Origin of the sequence: Rhodococcus opacus, from assembly GCF_012396235.1 — a bacterium.
Lineage (GTDB): Bacteria > Actinomycetota > Actinomycetes > Mycobacteriales > Mycobacteriaceae > Rhodococcus_F > Rhodococcus_F opacus.
The window spans coordinates 152,596-169,216 of sequence record NZ_JAAXPA010000012.1; the positions used below are offsets into that span (position 1 = coordinate 152,596).

The window sequence follows — 16,621 nt, forward strand, 5'->3', positions numbered from 1 at the left end:
CACACCGCAATTCGGCCCGGCTGATCAGCGTCTGTGCTTACCATGGCGTGGTGGCCACCGACGTCGCCGGGCAGGCCGCACGGCGTGCCCGACGCAGAGCAGTCGTTCGAGCCGGTACGCGCCCCGGGCGCGCACCGCGTAGCTGGCTGGCGGTCGCCGGGGCCCTGACCGTCACGGTGCTCGTGGCGTGTTCCTCGGGTTCCGGGTCCAACCCCGATCCGGTCGACCTGGACCGGGCCACCGACAACGGGCAGCTTCCGTGGACGGAAGTGCTGCTTCCGCCGCAGACGCCGACGACGGTTCCGTTCGGTCCGCCGGGCACCGACCTGCCGAGCGAGCCCCGCCCTGCCGGGATCCGGGTGATCGGCGACCGTGCCGGCCTTTACGGCGGAAGTCCCGACAGGGTGCTCTGCGATCGGCAGCGTCTCGTCGACGACCTCGAGCAGGATCCGGCGAGGCTGCAGGCCTGGTCGAGTGTGTTCCAGGTCGACGACGTGCGGAACTACGTCCGGACCCTGACTCCAGTGCTGCTCCGTGCGGACACCCGTGTCACCAATCACGGCTTCGACGACGGGCATGCGAGCGCGTTCCAGTCCGTCCTCGAGGCGGGAACCATCGTGCTGATCGACGACCACGGCGTTCCCCGCGTCCGATGTGTGCGCGGAAGCCCACTGCTGTCCCCGGTGGTGAACGAGAACGCGGACGTGCAGGGTGATCCGTGGCCGGGTTTCCAGCAGGACAGGTTGTACGTCGTGCAGCCCTCCAACCTGGCGATGACCGAAGTGACCGTGGTGGATCTGATGACCGGTGGACTGTCGTCGGTGCCGATCGGTTCCGGCCCGCAGCAGCCGGCGGAGCGCCCGAATCCGGTGGCACCCGTGGAAGCCCAGGCGCCGGTGGCGGATTCGCCGCCTGCGGTGGTGCAGCAAGCCGCTCCCCGTCCCGCGCCGGCTCCCTCCCCGGAACCTGCGCCTCCGCCCGCTCCGGCTCCGCCCCCGCCCCCGCCACCTCCCCCGCCGCCCGCACCCGAACCGCCGGTGAATTACCCGCCTCCCCCCGCGCCGGCGCCCGCACCGCCGCAGCAGATTCAGGTGCAGATACCGGGTCTGCCACCCATCGTCATCCCCATTCCCAACTGAGGGTCGGTCGCGGAGTACTCGGCTACAGGGTGACGAGGGCGGTGTTGATCACGATCGCCTGGGTGAAGAGCGTCCAGTCGTTGATGATGTGCGCGCCCGTCGAGACCCACAGATTCTTGGTGCGGATGTAGGCGAGTGTGAGGATCAGTCGGGCCCCGCCGATCACGATGAAGGCCTGAGCGAAGTTCCAGTCGTAGGTTGGTAGATGGGCGGCGCCGAACCACACCGCACTGAGCAGCCAGGCCAGGACGATCGCGGTCTTACGGGACAGCTTCGCCTTGGCGAACAGGAAGTACATCAACGCGAGGAACGGGACGATGGTGAAGACTTCTTCGCCAACCAACTGGATCCCGGTTCCGACGTAGAACGCGGCGGTGTCGAGTGCACCACCCTCGCCCGCACCGTCGACGGCCTTGTTGGACGCTACCCCGAACAGGGCCCGCACGATCAACGCCAGCACCGACGTGACAACGAGGTTGAGCACGGCGAAGCCGATCATCGTGAGGACGTCCCGGCCGTGCACCTTCCGGAACAACGCTGTCCAGTGCTCGCGCGTCACCATCGCCAGCACGACGAGCGGGATACCGACGAACAGGATGCGCGGAATGAGCGCAACGAAGTTGTCGGTCTGCGGGAGGAGGATCAAGGCCGCGAAGCCGACTGCGACCGAGGCCCATGCCAGGGCCCACTGCCGCACCGACAGCGCGGTCGGCGTCCCGTTGTAGAAGGGGAAGTCGGCGTCGTCACGGCGCTCGATCAGGGGACCGAAGCGGTCGTTCGACGACGCCGCTTCGTGGACGGGAACGGCACTCGGGCCGGAACCACTACTCACGATCAGCCCCTCTGCAGGTGGGTGGACTCAGGTGGCAATTTTCGCAGCAACCCCCGACCGCGACCACCCGACGCGCCCGCCGGGTCGCACAACGGACGGTTAACGGAAAGCGACTTATATATACCTGCGGCAAATTTCTTGTACTTGTATTGACATGTTGTCCTGGGTGGGTCCACAGTGAGTCGCATGACAACTCAACGACGCTACGACGTGGTGGTCGTCGGTGCCGGAATCGTCGGCCTCGCGCACGCGTATCACGCGCGCAACCGAGGCCTGTCCGTGGCGGTGATCGACCACGCCGACCGCGTTGCGGGGGCGTCCGTCCAGAACTTCGGCCACGCCTGCATCACCGCCCAGTCGGGCGTCGCCCGCGACTACGCCCAAGCGGGCCGGGAGCACTGGCTCGACCTGGCACGCAAGGCCGGGTTCTGGTCCGCCGAATCCGGAACGTACTGTGTGGCAAGACATGACGACGAGCTGGCAGTCATGACCGAGTTCGCGGCCGTACGCGGACCGGCCGAAGTGGAACTGCTGTCCCGAGACCGGATCCTCGGCGCGTTACCCATCGTCGGCGACCGCGTCGTCGGGGGCATGTACATGGCCGACGACCTCCAGGTGAACCCGCGGGAAGCGGCCCCCGCCATTGCGCAGTGGCTCGAAGTGTCGGGCGTCGACTTCTTCTGGCGGACCGCCGCAACCGGATTCGAGACCGGCGTCGTTCATACCTCGCGGGGCGATCTGCACGCGGCGACGGTGTTCGTCACCGTCAACTACGACATCGACCGCCTGTTCCCGGGGCCGGCCGAGCGCGGGGGGCTCCTGCGGTGCCGGCTCCACATGATGCGCGCGAGGATTCCGTTGTCCGCGCCGTTGCCCGCACCGCTGTTCACGGGCTGGTCGCTCGTGCGGTACAGCGGTTTCGAGAATCTTCCCGCGACCGCGGCGCTCGCGGCACGGCTCCGCGACGAGTACCCCGACTACGTCGACCTCGGCCTCCACCAGATGTACACACCACAGCCCGATGGATCGATCCTGCTGGGCGACACCCACATCCGCGAGATCTCGGCCGAGCCGTTCCAGTCGGAGAAGGGGTTCGAGGTGCTGATCCGTGAAGCCGCCGCCCTCTTCGGCGTCTGGGACGTCACCGTCACCGAACGCTGGCAGGGCGTGTACAGCTCGGCCCCCGATTCGGAATTCCTGATCGAGGAGCCGATCGACGGCGTGCACATCGTCACCGTGACGACCGGGATCGGCATGACCACCGGCATGGGCCTGGCGAAGGACCGCATCGACCACGTCTTCGGCCACGAAACCGCGTCCGCCTTGGCGTAACAGCAGTATCCCGCACGCACATTCACCGAACACCGAGAGGGACACGACAATGGGAACACATCACCGCGACATCAGCCTCGTCGTCTTCGACATGGCAGGCACCACCGTGGAGGACAGCGGGCTGGTCCAGCAGTCCTTCCTCGCCGCGGACGCGCATGCCGGACTGTCGAAGACGGAGGAGGACCGCCTGCGGATGCTCGACTACGTCTCCGACACCATGGGCCAGTCCAAGATCGTCGTCTTCCGCCATCTCAGCGGTGGAAACGAGGAGCAGGCGCAGGCCGCGAACAAGGAATTCGAACGCTGCTACTCGCAACTCGTCGACGACGGCCGGTGCAGCGCCGTCCCCGGCGCCGAGGAACTCTTCGGTTCGCTGCGTGAGCAGGGCATCAAGACGGCGCTCACCACCGGGTTCGCGCGCGAAACGCAGATGTCGATCATCCGCGCGCTCGGCTGGCAGGACGTCGCCGACGCCGTGTTGTGCCCCGGAGACGGCGTCCGCGGACGCCCCTTCCCGGACCTGGCGCTGACCGCGTTGATGCGCACCGGCGCCCCGTCCGTGCAGTCCATGGTGGTGCTCGGCGACACCACGTCCGACGTCACCACCGGCCTCCGCGCCGGAGCACTCGCCTCCGTGGGCGTGCTCACCGGCGCCCACGACGCCACCCAGCTGGCCGAGGCCGGGGCCACCCACGTGCTCGACAGTGTCGCGGACCTGCCCGGTCTGCTCGCCGAACTGCGCAACGCCTGATGCCGGCGGCCGGCTAACTTCCGTTGCCGTCGTCCGACGGAAGGCGGGGGTCGATGGTGCGGGCGTTCACGATGCTGAAGGCGACGAGGTCGGGACGGTACCGATCGTCCGCGTACTCGAACGTGTCGCCGTTCTGATCCCGCGACGTCCGACGTTCCCGAAGCAACGGGCTGCCGGGGTCGATCCCGAGATTCTCGGCGTCGACCCCGGTCGCGGCGACGGCGTCGAGCACGTGCTCCATCGATTCGAAGCGGACGCCGCGCGAGGTGAGGTAGTCGGTGATCGATCCGGTGTCGATGTCGAACTCGAACAGCAGGGAGCCGACGCGCTCGGTGAACGTGCTCCGCTCGATCATCGTCGGTTCGCCGTCCAGCAGCCGGACGCGGAGCACCTCGACGACGAAGTCGTCCGTGGTCAATCCCAATGCGCCGGCGGCAGGTTCGGACACCCGGCGACGTGAGATCTCGAGCGTGCGGCTCCCCGCGGCGCGGCCGGTGCGACGCGCCCATTGGGAGAACGGTGTGAACGTGTCCAGGGTCTGCGTGATGTCGTGGCTTCGCACCACGGCCGGCTTCCCCTGGGACAGCAGGATCAGCCCCTCGTTCTTCAATGTCGCCAGCGCTTGGCGCACGGGACCGCGGGACACCTCGAACTCCGCGCACAGCATGCTCTCGCTGGGCAGCGACTCACCCACCGCGTACTGCCGCTGCATGATGCGCTGCCGGAGCTGGAGTGCGACGAACTCATGGCGGGAGCGTGCCTCCACCATTGCACATCACTCCACTTCCTCGGTCGGTCGACGATCGCCACTGCGAGTCAGATGCATTCTAATGGCGTCGTCGCTACGCTACATTGCGAGAACACGTTCCAGCCGGTGGAGGGATGCGGAGAATGGCGTCGTCGACGGAGCGGATCGTCACGGTCGACGGATTCCGTTGGCAGATTACCGAACTGGGTGACGGCCCACCCGTCGTCCTGTGCCACGGATTCCCGGGCCTCGGCTACAGTTACCGACATCAGATGCGGGCCCTCGCGGCGTCCGGGTACCGCGCGATAGCCCCGGACATGCCCGGCTACGGCGGCACCGACGTGCCCCGCGACATCGACGACTACACGAACGAGCGGGTGTCGGACGCGCTGATCGGTCTGCTCGACAGTCTCGGTCACGAGCGTGCCGTGTTCGTCGGCCACGACTTCGGCGCGCCGGTCGCCTGGACCGTCGCACTGCGTCACCGCGCACGGGTGTCCGGGCTAGTACTACTGGCTGTCCCCTACGCACCCGACCGGTTCCCGCTGCGACCGTCGGAAATCTATGCGTCGATGGCGCGCAAGCACTTCCTGCACATCCACTACTTCCAGGAACCGGGTGTCGCCGACCGCGAACTCGACGCCGATCCCCGCGGATTCCTGCACCAGCTGTTCTACGCGTTGTCGGGCGCCTACCGCTATCTGGACATCTGGCAGCACCCCTCGGACGGCAACGGCTACCTGGACGTGTTACCCGAAGCCCCACCCCTGCCGTGGTCGTGGCTGACGGAGGACGAGTTCGACCATTATGTGGAGGTCTTCACCCGGACGGGATTCACCGGCGGACTGAACTGGTACCGGGCGTACGACGCCAATTGGGAACGCTCCAGGAATCTCGCCGGAGCCGACATCGAGGTGCCGACGCTGTTCGTGGCCGGTGCGCACGATCCCGTCCTCACGATGAGTGGTGCGCAGGCCCTCGACCGGATGCGCGACACCGTCCCCGACTTGCGCGGACTCCATCTCGTCGAGGGCGCCGGGCACTTCGTCCAGCAGGAAAGACCGGAAGAGGTGAACGAGTTGCTGCTCACGTTCGTCGCGGGCCGAACAGGCGACGACGACGGCGACTCGGCTCGGGCAGGTGACCGATCGACTCGAGGTGCGCGGTGAACGCCTCCGCGTCCGCGTGAGTGCTCCCCTTCGGCCTGCCCTCGGCCCAGTCGGCGAACAGCGCGAAGAATCGGTCGCCGAGGGCTGCGCGGACGTGGGGAAGGTGAGCGCCCACTTCCCCGGACCGCTTGCGGAGCAGGGCCTTCGATGCGGTGTCGATCGCGTCGCGGTCGAATCCCTCCGGCAGCTCTCCCCCTGCGACGAGAGCCCGGACCAATGCCGCCTGCCGCCCCGCCAGCCCGGTCACGGCGGACTCCACACAACGCCGCCGGTGACTCGGCCGAACCCGGCCGCATCCGCGATCGCATCCAACTCGGCGAACAACTCCCGGGCGGGCGGGTAGTTCCCGTCGCGCTCGAGCATCATCGCGGGAGCGCCCCCGGATGCCCACTGCCGGACCAGATCCAGCATCTCGCCGGGCACCGGGTCGGTGTGGGTGTCGTGATACGTGCCGCCTCGTTCGGATCCCCCGGCGACGTGGCAGTACGCCACGCGTTCGAGGGGAAGCCGCCGGAGTTCCTCACCTGCGTGGCGGCCGCGGTTGCGGGCGTTCGCGTAAACGTTGGCGATGTCCAGCAGCAGGTAGACGCCGGTGCGTTCGACGAGTTCGGCCAGGAACTCACCCTCGGAGTATTCGTCGTCCGGCCAGTCGAACAGGGCCGCGATGTTCTCCACGGCCAGCGGCACCGGCAGGCACTCCTGCGTGCGCCGGACGTTGCGCACCAGCACGTTCAGGGCTTCCGCCGAGCGCGGCACCGGCAGCAGGTGCCCGGCGTCGAGACCGCCCGCCCGCACGAACGCGACGTGCTCGCTGACGAGCGGCGCACCGAGCGCGTCGGCGCACCGAGCGAGATGGTCGATCCGGTGCTGCTCGACGCCGTCCGCGCCACCCAGCGACAGCGAGATGCCGTGCGGGACGACGGGAACCCCCAGCGACCGCAGTTCGTCCGGAACGCCGACTCCACGCCGCCGGACGGGCAGCGATTCGGCGATCACCTCGCAGAACCGCAGCCCGTCGAGCCGGTCGATGATCCCGCAGATCTCCGGCCGCCAGCCGATGCCGACGCCGGGCCCGATCAGGGCGGTCATCCCCCGCACCCCCCACCGCCGCCGCCGCAAGAGCTGTCGCCGCCGCTGCTGCCACCGTCACTGCTGCCGCTGTCGGAGATACCGGCCGCGCTCGCGAAACCGGGGGAGAACAGGCCGACGGTTCCCATCCCGAACAGTGCAGTCGATAGCGCGATCGGCGTCGGTCCATACGCGGTGAGCGACGGGCGCATCCGCGGCGCCAGGTACGAATGTGTGCGGCGCAGGCGCTTCAGTTCCGCAGTGCCCTGGGGCGTCCTGCGGCCGGTCCGGCGAACGAGCTCCCGCGAGGCCGAGAGCAGAACCACCGCGACCAGCAGGAAGCCGATCGGCTTTCCGCCGGAGAACCCGGCGACGAGGCGTGCGACGCCGATGGCCACGACGACGAGGATCGGGAGGGTCGCGCGGCGATTCCAGGCCTTCTGTTCGGGTCCGGTGAGCAGCCCCTGCGCGATCAGGGTGGCCCGCAGCTGGTCGAGCGGGGCCTGCAACCGGCCCGGGAGCCGAACGTTGACGAGGGCGCTGCGGCCCCGGAGGCGAGTTCGTCGTAGACGGCCCGCGTGAACGATCCGAGGCCGTTGTCCGCGACTCCCCACCCCCGCAGGATCGTCCCGTCGGTGGAGATGAGGTCAGCTCCGCGCAGCAGGGTCAGGGAGGCAGCGATGGCCCGATCGTCGCTGGTCAGCATCCCGGCCTGCACCGGATCGAGACGAATACCGGCGGTCGGGGCGGGCGCGGTGCCGTGGGACCGGAGGAACACCGCCAGCCCGACCGCGAGCACAGCGGCGGTGACGTAGATCACCAGAAAGGTCTCGCTCGGTATCCCCCATGTAGCGGATTCGTTGTACATTGCACACCACCTTTCAACCACGTTGTCCGACAGTCGATCTCAGTATCGGTACGAATGGCCCCTCTGCACCCGCCGGGTACCGATCGTCACCGTTCCGTTATCGGGATCCTGGGGATACGTCGTGGGGTGGGCTGTGGGTGGCATCGTCTGCATGACATCGCCGCGTGCCGCACTGTCGTATGCCGAACTGCTCGAGGCGGTTGCCGAATCGCACAGGACGGTGGAGGCGACGCTGGAGGGGTTGACCGACGAGCAGGCGCGGGAGCCGTCGCTGCTGCCGGAGTGGAGCCGGGGGCACGTCGTCACGCACCTCGCAAGGAACGCGGACGCGCTCAACCGGTTCGCCGTCGGGGTGATCACCGGCGAGGCCGCACCCGAGATGTACCCGGGAGGTCCGGCCGCGCGGGCCGCGGCGATCGAGGAGGGGGCCGGACGTCCGGCCGAACTGCTGGTGGCCGATTTCCGCTTCGCGGGACGGCGGGTGATCGAGTCGCTACGCCGGATCACCGAGGATCTGTACGAGACGCCGGTGAACTGGCGTCAGCGGGTGCCTGCGCGACAGGTGCCGGTGCTGCGGTGGCGCGAGCTCGAGATCCACCACGTCGACCTGGGGCTCGACTACTCGGCTGCCGACTGGCCGAGGGCCTTCGTGGAGCACACGCTGGAATCGGAGCTGCCCGCGCTGGCGGCCCGGTATCCGGACGTCGGGGTGCCGGAACTTCCGCGCACCGAACTGCTGGCGTGGGTTATCGGACGCCCCACGCGGGAGGGGCTGCCGCCCGTGCCCGCGTGGCCGTTCTGATCGTCAGGCGTACTCGACGTTCTCGAACGTGTCGGCGTCGTCGAGCGCGTCCCAGATGATCGCGTAGCGCTTGTGGGTCATCTCGTCGGCATCGACGAGCAGAGCGTCGAACAAGGTCTTCGGGTTGTCCTGCCACGTCTGAACCAGGCTTGCGACCGCCTGGGGCGTGAACAGACCCGACCGCGCTGCCGCCTCGATCCACTCGTCGAAGTCGCCGGCGTAAATCCGCTCGACTGCTTCGCGATCGACCTCGCCGTCACCGAGATCGAGAGTGAACATCGTCGCGAAGACGTCGCCGTCGACGGCGACGACGGTGTCGCTGTGCATACGCTGGTCGGTGTTCATCGTGGGGATACCTCCTGGGAGTCAGCTCGTTCATCCTGACTCACGTTTGCGGCCTCTGCTGATGAGAAGAACTGTAGGGCGACTAATTGTGAGCAGCTTAAAGCCTTTCTGTGAGATCAATCTGTGATCTATCTCACGCAGGTTTCTTCGCTGTCAGCGCACCCTCAACACGACTTCTGTGGGGTGCGCGTCACCCGGTGTCTCCACCGCGTTGCGCACGGCTTTTGCGACCGTCGACGGCTGCAGATACTTCTCCGGCCGGTATTCGTCGCCCTCGCCGGCCACGATGGCGCGCTGCATATCGGTGTCGATCCGCCCGGGGTGAATTGACGTGACGCGCAGTAACGGTTCCTCGAGCCGCAGTGCGTCACCGAACGCCCGCAGGGCGAATTTGCTCGCCGCATACGACGCCCAGCCGGCGTTCGCGCGGAGCCCGGCGCCCGAGTTGATCAGGACGACGTGCCCACCCGCGGCCCGGAGGGCGGGCAGCAGCAGCCGGGTCAGTTCGGCCACCGCGATGACGTTCGCCTCGAGCGTGTGCCGCCACTGTTCGACGGTCGACTCCCCCACGGTCGCGAGATCGGCGACGCCGGCGTTGTGGACGACCACGTCGAGCCGTTCGATCGGGGCGCACGCAGCCGCCAGCGCGTCGTAATCGGTCAGCTCGACCGGCCAGGGCGTGGCGCCCGGCAGTTCGTCGAGGATGCCGGTCAGCGACTCCGGCGACCGGGCGCCGAGCAGGAGGTCGTGGGTCGGTGCGAGTTCGCGGGCGATGGCGGCTCCGAGGCCACGGCTCGCGCCGGTGATCAGGGCTGTGGGCATGCTGTCGAGGCTAGCGCCCGTGAGTACTTATCAACCGCGGGCGGTTAATAAGTACTCACAGGGCGGACCAGTGGTGCCACGCCAGGTCGTGGATCGCGATCACCGGTCCGTCCGGGCGGCGGTCGACGTACTGTGGATACTTCGCGGCGAGGACGTCGATCGCGGCGCCGCCCTCCGGGGAGTCGGCTGTGAGGACTTCGGCCCGACCGTCTACCCGCACCCACCACAGGTGGTCCCAGTTCTCGTCGTAGTGGTCCACGAGCAGGGTGACGGCGGGGTTGGCCGCGATGTTCGTCAGGCGCCGTAATGCCGTGCTGCGCTTCGGTTTGTGGTCGACGCAGGAATAGATCGTGTCGGAGTCGAGCGCGAAGACGAGCGGGACGAGGTGCGGCACCCCGTCCGCCCCGACCGTGGCGAGCCGTGCGATGCGGGCGGCCGCGAATCGCGCGACGGCGTCCATCACGGTTCCATCAGGTAGTCGCCGCTCACCGGTTCCGGGAGGGCGGGAATGCCCAACGGGCGCTTGAAGTAGGCCCACGGGAACCACAGCGTCCCGACCTTCTGCCAGCCGTCGGCCTCGAGTTTCTGACGGCTCGCCGGCGCCGACACGCGGGTGTGCTCCCACTGCTCCTCGGACTTGCGGACGGTGTGGAACAGGGTGCCGAACCCGACGGAGTGCCAGCCGTACGAGCCGGCGTGGTTGAGGATGCGCATCTCGTTGAACGCGGTGAGCGGGGTGAGCCGGCGGGTCCGGCCGTCCGGGTCGGTGTCGGGGGCGTCGCCGATCCGCTTGCCGAAGCGTTGTTGCGCCGCCTGCCGCGACATGCCGAGTGCGGCGCCGACCGTGTCCCAGCTGTGCCCGGCGGAGCGCGCGGCGGCGATCGCGGAGACCAGCAGTTCGTCGACCGACTCCCGTGCCTGCGAGGTGAGCCGGACGAGCGCCAGGTAGGCGGCGGGGTCGTGGTCCAGCCCCGGGTCGATCTCGGGGTCCGCCTTGGCGATCGCGTCCGACAGCAGTTGAGTGAGCGCGGCATCCGGCATGTGTCAAGTATTGGTTGACAAGAGTCACCTTGTCAACCAAATATTGACTAGGTGGTGACGAGGGTGATGCCGAGGGTGAGCATCAGTGCGGCGATCCCGGCGTCGAGCACGCGCCACGCGCCGGGGCGGGCGAACACGCGGTGCAGGAACTGGGCACCGTACCCGAGCGCGAGGAACCAGACGACGCTCGAGGTGGCGGCACCGAGGCCGAACAGCCACCGGCCCGAATCGCCCTGGTTGTTGGCCACCGAGCCGAGCATCAGCACCGTGTCGAGGTACACGTGCGGGTTGAGCCACGTGAGTGCCAGGCAGGTGAGGATCGACGTCGCGAGGGTCGCCGATCCGATTTCCTGCGTGGCATCGAGCGTTCCGGGGCGCAGGGCGCGGCGAGCGGCGAGTACCGCGTAGCAGACGAGGAATGCCGCACCCGCCCACCGGATCACGGTGATGGCGGCCGGAGCGTGCGCGAGAACGGCGCCGATCCCGCTGATCCCGACGGCAATGAGCACGGCGTCCGATACGGCGCACAGCACGACCACCGGCAGGACGTGCTTGCGCGCGATCCCCTGTCGCAGGACGAACGCGTTCTGCGCGCCGATCGCGACGATCAGCGACAGGCCGGTACCGAAGCCGGCCGCCGCCGTGAGCAAGGCAGGGGTGAGATCCATGAGAACCACGCTACGAAGCCCGAGGCCATCAATCCAGCTAATTATCCTTCATTGCCATTAGCATCGCTTCATATGGACCTCGACCTGGCTTCGCTCCGCACGTTCGCCGCCGTGATCGACGAGGGCACCTTCGACGCCGCGGCGCGGGTACTGCACATCACGCCGTCCGCCGTGAGCCAGCGGATCAAGGCACTCGAGCAGCAGGTGGGACGCGTCCTGGTGCAGCGGGCCAAGCCGGTCCGGGCCACCGAGTCCGGTCACGTCGTGCTCACGCTCGCCCGCCGGATGGCCCACCTCGAGCGCGAGGCCATGTCGTCCCTCAATCCCGAGGAGGCGACGACGAGCACGCTGTCGCTGGTCGTCAACGCGGATTCGCTGTCCACGTGGATGATTCCGGCCCTGGCCCGCCTGGCGCCGGAGCATCGGGCACTGTTCGACCTGCATCGGGAAGACGAATTCCACTCGACCACCCTGCTGAAGGAGGGCACGGTGATGGCCGCGGTGACGTCCGTCCCGGAGGCGGTGCAGGGCTGCACCGTGGAGAAGCTGGGGTCGATGCGGTACCGGGCGCTCTGCAGCCGCGACTACGCCGAACGCTGGCTCCCGGACGGCCCGACACCGGATGCCCTCGCGGTGGCACCGATGCTCGACTTCGACCGCAAGGACGAACTGCAGGCCCGGTTCCTGCGCGGATTCACACGGCGCCGACTGCAGCCGCCGCGACATTTCGTTCCCGGGTCTTCGGCGTTCTCCGACGCCGTCCGCCACGGACTGGGCTGGGGACTGCTACCGGAATTACACACCGGCGACAACCACGGGCTCGTCGAACTCGACCCGTCCCGCCCGATCGACGTCCCGCTGTACTGGCAGCGGTGGAAACTGGATTCGCCGATCCTCGCGGCGCTCACCACCGCGGTCCGGGACGGGGCGCGCGAAGCGTTGCGGTGACGTCCGGGTGGGCGCAACACTGGAGACATGGACGCCGACAGCCCGATGGACCCGGTGCAGGCCTTGCGAGAGACAGCGTTCTGGCTCGAACGGTCGCGTGCGGAGACACACCGTGTGAAGGCGTACCGCCGCGCGGCCGACGTGGTGGCCGAACTGTCCGAGGAGCAGCGGGACGTCCGGCAGCGCACCGACAGCTGGAAGGACCTGCCGGGCATCGGACCCAAGACGGCCACAGTGATCCGGGAGGCGCTCGACGGCGTGCCCGTCTATCTCGCGGAATTACGGGAGAACGCGGAGCCGATCGGCGGCGGTGCGCTGCGGGAGGCGCTGAAAGGCGACCTGCACACGCACTCGGACTGGTCGGACGGCGGCAGCCCCATCGACGAGATGATGCGCAGCGCGGCCGCTCTGGGTCACGAATACTGTGCTCTGACAGACCATTCGCCACGCCTGACGGTCGCGAACGGGCTGTCGGCGGAGCGGTTGCGTTCTCAGCTGGAGGTGATCGCCGAACTGAACGAGGAACTGGCACCGTTCCGCATCCTCACCGGCATCGAGGTCGACATCCTCGACGACGGTTCACTCGACCAGGATCCGGACCTGCTCGACGAACTCGACATCGTCGTCGCCAGCGTGCACTCCAAGTTGCGGGCGGAGCGCGGGGCGATGACCCGCCGGATGGTCCGGGCGGTGGAGAATCCGCTGGTGGACGTGCTGGGACACTGCACCGGCCGACTCGTCGAAGGTGGGCGCGGGACCCGGCCTGAGTCGACGTTCGACGCGGAGCAGGTGTTCACCGCCTGCCGCGACAACGGCACCGCCGTCGAGATCAACAGCCGTCCCGAACGCCGCGACCCGCCGAGCCGTCTCATCGATCTGGCCATCGACGTGGGGTGCCTGTTCTCGATCGACACCGACGCGCACGCCCCCGGGCAACTCGCCTGGCAGGGGTACGGATGCGAGCGGGCGATGCGATGCGGTGTCGAGGCCGACCGCGTCGTGAACACGTGGTCCGCCGACGACCTGCTGGAATGGGCAAAGTAGCGCTCGTGAGTGTTTGACGAGTTCAGGGACTCGTCAACCACGCACGGGCCGAAGGCCTAGGAGCGTGGGTCGGTAACACGCCGGGCGGGGTGTTCGGGTGATGGTCGGGTATGCGACATGATGGGGCGTGCCTGATGATCTCGATGATGGTGGTTTGTTCGAGGTAGACCGACCCTGTGCAGCGGATCGAACCCGATTTCGGGGTGCCGAAGCGGCCGGTGGACAAGACGTTCCGGGCGTTCGACCCGGAACAGGGGTTGTTGCTGCCGCCGTCGCTCGACGACTGGCTGCCGGCCGAGCATCTGGCCCGGTTCATCGCCGAGCTGGTCGACGAGCATCTGGACCTGTCCCGGATCCGCGCCGCCTACACCGAGGGCCGCGGCGCCCCACCCTATGATCCGCGGCTGATGGTGCGGATCATGCTCTACGGATACACCACCGGGGTGCGCTCGTCTCGGGCGATCGAGGGCAAATGCGTCGATGACGTGCCGTTCCGGTGGCTCGCCGCGGGCGCGGCCCCGGACTATCGGGCGATCGCCCAGTTCCGCAAGCGGCACCTGTCCGCGCTCGGCCACCTGTTCGTGCAGGCATTGGCGTTGTGCCAGGCCGCGGGCATGGTCCGGCTGGGCCGGGTCGCCCTGGACGGGACGAAGGTGCGGGCAAACGCCTCCAAACGCAAGGCGATGAGCTACGCCCGCATGTCGGAGAAGGAGAAGGTCCTCGCCGACGAGGTCTCGGCCCTGCTGACCGAGGCCGAACGGATCGACAAGGCCGAAGACGCCCGCTTCGGCCGGAACAACCGCGGCGGCGACGACGACACCGCCGCGGGGGCGGGCACGGGCGCGGCGGGTAAGGCGACGCCGAAACCGAAGGCGCAACGCGGGTTTCTCCGATCCGGACTCGAAGATCATGCTGACCGGCGACGCGACCTTCAAGCAGTGTTACAACGCGCAGGCCGTGGTCGACGAGAAACATCAGGTGATCGTGGCCACCGACGTGAACACCAACGCCGCCGATGTCGGCAAATCTAATGCCGATGACCGAACAGACCGCGGCGAACACCGGGCAAGTCCCGGACCAGGTCCTCGCCGACGCCGGCTACTGCTCGGCCGACAACCTCGACCGCGCCGCCGAGTTCGCCGACGAACACGGCACCGAGTTCTTTGTCGCGACCGGACGCCGGCGCCGTGACGACCCGCCACCGATCGCGCCGCGCGGGCGAATCCCCAAGTTCGCGAACGGCAAGCAACGAATGGCACGCAAGCCGGGCCACCCGGAAGGGCCGCAACGCATACGCCCGCCGCAAGGCCATCGTCGAACCGGTCTTCGGGTCAGATGAGCACCCTGCAGAACGCCAAAACAATTGTTGCTCCGCGGACTCGACCAGGCCCGCGGCGAATGGCGCACGTTCCCTGGAGAGTTAGCGTGTTGTGCCTGCAGATGTTGCGTCGAAGTTGTCGGATGGGGATTCAGGTCGCCCGTTCCGGCCGGAACAGCACTCGGGGCCCGCCGTTCTCGGCTGAGTACACCGCATGGACCCGCATCCCGATGCGCAGCTCGTCGGTGTCGACGTTGGTGATCAGCTTGGAGCCTTCGTTGAGCTGCACCACCGCCACTGTGTAGGGCGGCTGGGGCGCGGGCGGGGGCAAGTATGCCTTGTGGAACAGGCAGAAGGACCAGACGGTGCCGCGGCCGCTCGCCGTGATCCACTCCCGGGTGCCGACAGCGGCGCACTGCGGGCAAACTCTCCGAGGCGGGAACTGCACCCTTCCGCACGCGGTGCAGCGGGTAGTGCGCAGCTCACCCGCTGCGAGTCCGTCGGTGTAGGGCTCGAGCATCAGGCGTCCATTCCGTAGATTACTGAGCTGACGACTGGGGATGCGCAGGCATACTGAATCGTGCGGGCCCCGTGGACCTGCCGGTCCCCGCATTCGCCACGTAGCTGCCGGATGGCCTCGACGCTGATTCCCCAACCCTGCATGTAGCTCTCGGACAGGTGTCCGCCGGAGGTGTTGGTGGGCAGCGGGCCACCGACCGCTAGGCGGTCGCCCTGAATGAACGTCCCGCCCTCGCCGATGCCGCAATAGCCGAGACCCTCGAGCGTGAACAGCACGTTGCAGCTGAAGTTGTCGTAGATCATGAGCGCGTCGATATCGTTGCGGATGCGGTCGGCTTGGGCGAGGGCGCGGTCGCCGACCTCGCGGATCGCGCCGGCCCAGAAATCCTCGGGCGGGAAGTCGGAATTGCCCAGCTGGGCGCGCTGGGCAATGCCGAGGACGTGGACCGGCGGCTTGGGATGGTCGTGGGCGCGGTCCCCGGCCGTGAGGATCATCGCGACACCGCCGTCGTTGATCAGGCAGTAGTCGAGCAGGCGCATCGGCTCGACGACGTAGCGGGAGGTCAGGTAGTCCGCCAGCGAGATCGGCTTGCGCATCACCGCGTTCGGGTTGAGGCGGGCGTGCCCTCGGAAAGTCATCGAGATGGTGGCGAGCTGTTCCTCGGAGGTCCCGTACAGGTGGCGGTGGCGCTGCAGCATTAGCGCGTAGAACGCGCCGGGCGAGGTCAGGCCGTAGGGAAGGGTGAGCGCGGTGGCCGTGCCGTACGCCTCACCGGCTCCGCCGTAGGTGGCCCTGGCAGTGGCGCCGTCGTTGCCATAGACCAACGCCACGGTATGTGCCTCACCTGTGGCTATCGCCGCGGCAGCTTGATGGACCGCCACTCCGCACATACGTCCTTCTGCGGGCAGGCTGCTCACCCAGCGCGGGCGCAGCCCCATGTCGGCGGCGATGGACTCATAGCCGACCCGGCTGGTGACCAGCCCGTCGACGTCGGTGGCGGAGATCCCGGCGTCGGCGAGGGCCTCAGTCAGCGCCCACGCGCCGAGATCGGCGGCCGTGTGTCCCGGTAGTTTGCCGAAGGTCGTGGTGCCGACTCCGACCACCGCCGGTTTGATGTCGCTCATGCGCTCTCCCCGCCGTGAGTGCAACCCCGCCCGGAACTGGGCTCGGGCGGCAGCATTTCGCAAGCAGTGCCGAAGTGGTCGT

Annotated in this window: 20 protein-coding genes and 1 pseudogene; 8 read left to right on the plus strand and 13 right to left on the minus strand. The window is 68.2% G+C overall.

Annotated elements, in window-relative coordinates:
• Nucleotides 1-47: 47 nt before the first annotated feature.
• The gene (locus HGB39_RS18290; protein ID WP_005262399.1) at nt 48-1,139 is read left to right on the plus strand and encodes a DUF6777 domain-containing protein; all 1,092 of its coding nucleotides are present in this window, start codon (nt 48-50) and stop codon (nt 1,137-1,139) included.
• Between the two features lie 22 nt (nt 1,140-1,161).
• Here the strand turns inward: HGB39_RS18290 and HGB39_RS39900 are convergent, their stop codons facing one another.
• The gene (locus HGB39_RS39900; protein ID WP_005262397.1) at nt 1,162-1,971 is read right to left on the minus strand and encodes a CPBP family intramembrane glutamic endopeptidase; all 810 of its coding nucleotides are present in this window, start codon (nt 1,969-1,971) and stop codon (nt 1,162-1,164) included.
• A 186-nt stretch (nt 1,972-2,157) separates the two neighbouring features.
• Here HGB39_RS39900 and HGB39_RS18300 point away from each other — a divergent pair, with 186 nt between their 5' ends.
• Together HGB39_RS18300 and HGB39_RS18305 are read left to right on the plus strand one after the other, a co-directional pair.
• Complete coding sequence (locus HGB39_RS18300) at nt 2,158-3,303, plus strand: TIGR03364 family FAD-dependent oxidoreductase (protein ID WP_043793404.1); 1,146 nt, start codon at nt 2,158-2,160, stop codon at nt 3,301-3,303.
• 49 nt (nt 3,304-3,352) lie between these two features.
• Nucleotides 3,353-4,054, plus strand: coding sequence for a phosphonatase-like hydrolase (locus HGB39_RS18305; protein WP_054247959.1), 702 nt, complete (start codon nt 3,353-3,355; stop codon nt 4,052-4,054).
• Nucleotides 4,055-4,067: 13 nt separating this feature from the next.
• On the opposite strand, the gene HGB39_RS18310 is transcribed toward HGB39_RS18305, so the two are convergent.
• Nucleotides 4,068-4,823, minus strand: coding sequence for a GntR family transcriptional regulator (locus HGB39_RS18310; RefSeq protein WP_054247958.1), 756 nt, complete (start codon nt 4,821-4,823; stop codon nt 4,068-4,070).
• 122 nt (nt 4,824-4,945) lie between these two features.
• Between HGB39_RS18310 and HGB39_RS18315 the strand changes: the two genes are divergently transcribed.
• On the plus strand, nt 4,946-5,971 hold the full coding sequence (locus HGB39_RS18315) for an alpha/beta fold hydrolase (RefSeq protein ID WP_005561674.1): 1,026 nt from the start codon (nt 4,946-4,948) through the stop codon (nt 5,969-5,971).
• Here the strand turns inward: HGB39_RS18315 and HGB39_RS18320 are convergent.
• From HGB39_RS18320 to HGB39_RS38840, 4 genes are read right to left on the minus strand one after another with little or no spacing between them, the layout of a single operon-like run.
• The gene (locus tag HGB39_RS18320) at nt 5,889-6,218 is read right to left on the minus strand and encodes an SCO6045 C-terminal-like domain-containing protein (RefSeq protein ID WP_240482960.1); all 330 of its coding nucleotides are present in this window, start codon (nt 6,216-6,218) and stop codon (nt 5,889-5,891) included. The two genes, HGB39_RS18315 and HGB39_RS18320, sit on opposite strands and share 83 nt — an antisense overlap.
• Nucleotides 6,215-7,060, minus strand: a complete 846-nt coding sequence (locus HGB39_RS18325) for an MbnB/TglH/ChrH family RiPP precursor modification enzyme (RefSeq protein WP_005561671.1) — start codon at nt 7,058-7,060, stop codon at nt 6,215-6,217. Before HGB39_RS18325 ends, HGB39_RS18320 begins: the two co-directional genes overlap by 4 nt.
• A complete protein-coding gene (locus HGB39_RS38835) occupies nt 7,057-7,548 on the minus strand; it encodes a TIGR04222 domain-containing membrane protein (protein ID WP_247607439.1) in 492 nt (163 codons plus the stop codon). The genes HGB39_RS18325 and HGB39_RS38835 overlap by 4 nt, the downstream gene beginning before the upstream one ends.
• Entirely contained in the window at nt 7,512-7,907 is a 396-nt protein-coding gene (locus HGB39_RS38840) for a hypothetical protein (protein WP_247607440.1), read from the minus strand. The genes HGB39_RS38835 and HGB39_RS38840 overlap by 37 nt, the downstream gene beginning before the upstream one ends.
• 151 nt (nt 7,908-8,058) lie before the next feature.
• Between HGB39_RS38840 and HGB39_RS18335 the strand changes: the two genes are divergently transcribed.
• Nucleotides 8,059-8,709 carry a maleylpyruvate isomerase family mycothiol-dependent enzyme gene (locus HGB39_RS18335; protein WP_043787346.1) on the plus strand — a complete coding sequence of 217 codons (651 nt, stop codon included), beginning with the start codon at nt 8,059-8,061 and terminating at the stop codon, nt 8,707-8,709.
• A 3-nt stretch (nt 8,710-8,712) separates the two neighbouring features.
• Here HGB39_RS18335 and HGB39_RS18340 read toward each other — a convergent pair whose 3' ends face one another.
• From HGB39_RS18340 to HGB39_RS18360, 5 genes are all read right to left on the minus strand, one after another.
• Nucleotides 8,713-9,054 carry a hypothetical protein gene (locus HGB39_RS18340; protein WP_005249180.1) on the minus strand — a complete coding sequence of 114 codons (342 nt, stop codon included), beginning with the start codon at nt 9,052-9,054 and terminating at the stop codon, nt 8,713-8,715.
• Between the two features lie 153 nt (nt 9,055-9,207).
• Nucleotides 9,208-9,876 carry an SDR family oxidoreductase gene (locus tag HGB39_RS18345; RefSeq protein WP_005561667.1) on the minus strand — a complete coding sequence of 223 codons (669 nt, stop codon included), beginning with the start codon at nt 9,874-9,876 and terminating at the stop codon, nt 9,208-9,210.
• A gap of 55 nt (nt 9,877-9,931) precedes the next feature.
• Nucleotides 9,932-10,336 carry a TIGR03668 family PPOX class F420-dependent oxidoreductase gene (locus HGB39_RS18350; RefSeq protein WP_005561665.1) on the minus strand — a complete coding sequence of 135 codons (405 nt, stop codon included), beginning with the start codon at nt 10,334-10,336 and terminating at the stop codon, nt 9,932-9,934.
• Nucleotides 10,336-10,917 (minus strand): hypothetical protein, encoded by a 582-nt coding sequence (locus HGB39_RS18355; RefSeq protein WP_064080315.1) that lies wholly within the window; start codon nt 10,915-10,917, stop codon nt 10,336-10,338. The genes HGB39_RS18350 and HGB39_RS18355 overlap by 1 nt, the downstream gene beginning before the upstream one ends.
• Nucleotides 10,918-10,964: 47 nt before the next feature.
• Nucleotides 10,965-11,585, minus strand: coding sequence for a LysE/ArgO family amino acid transporter (locus tag HGB39_RS18360; protein WP_005561660.1), 621 nt, complete (start codon nt 11,583-11,585; stop codon nt 10,965-10,967).
• Between the two features lie 72 nt (nt 11,586-11,657).
• On the opposite strand from HGB39_RS18360, the gene HGB39_RS18365 reads away from it, so the two are divergent.
• The 3 genes and pseudogenes from HGB39_RS18365 to HGB39_RS18375 all read left to right on the plus strand — a co-directional run.
• Nucleotides 11,658-12,533 carry a LysR family transcriptional regulator ArgP gene (locus tag HGB39_RS18365; protein ID WP_005561659.1) on the plus strand — a complete coding sequence of 292 codons (876 nt, stop codon included), beginning with the start codon at nt 11,658-11,660 and terminating at the stop codon, nt 12,531-12,533.
• A gap of 45 nt (nt 12,534-12,578) precedes the next feature.
• On the plus strand, nt 12,579-13,577 hold the full coding sequence (locus HGB39_RS18370) for a PHP domain-containing protein (protein ID WP_005262376.1): 999 nt from the start codon (nt 12,579-12,581) through the stop codon (nt 13,575-13,577).
• A 218-nt stretch (nt 13,578-13,795) separates the two neighbouring features.
• Nucleotides 13,796-15,009, plus strand: a pseudogene (locus tag HGB39_RS18375) (transposase); the annotation flags it as partial.
• A gap of 37 nt (nt 15,010-15,046) precedes the next feature.
• Here HGB39_RS18375 and HGB39_RS18380 read toward each other — a convergent pair.
• Both HGB39_RS18380 and HGB39_RS18385 read right to left on the minus strand, forming a co-directional pair.
• Nucleotides 15,047-15,415, minus strand: a complete 369-nt coding sequence (locus HGB39_RS18380) for a Zn-ribbon domain-containing OB-fold protein (protein ID WP_005573515.1) — start codon at nt 15,413-15,415, stop codon at nt 15,047-15,049.
• Nucleotides 15,415-16,539 (minus strand): thiolase family protein, encoded by a 1,125-nt coding sequence (locus HGB39_RS18385; RefSeq protein WP_005573514.1) that lies wholly within the window; start codon nt 16,537-16,539, stop codon nt 15,415-15,417. The genes HGB39_RS18380 and HGB39_RS18385 overlap by 1 nt, the downstream gene beginning before the upstream one ends.
• Nucleotides 16,540-16,621 lie beyond the last annotated feature (82 nt).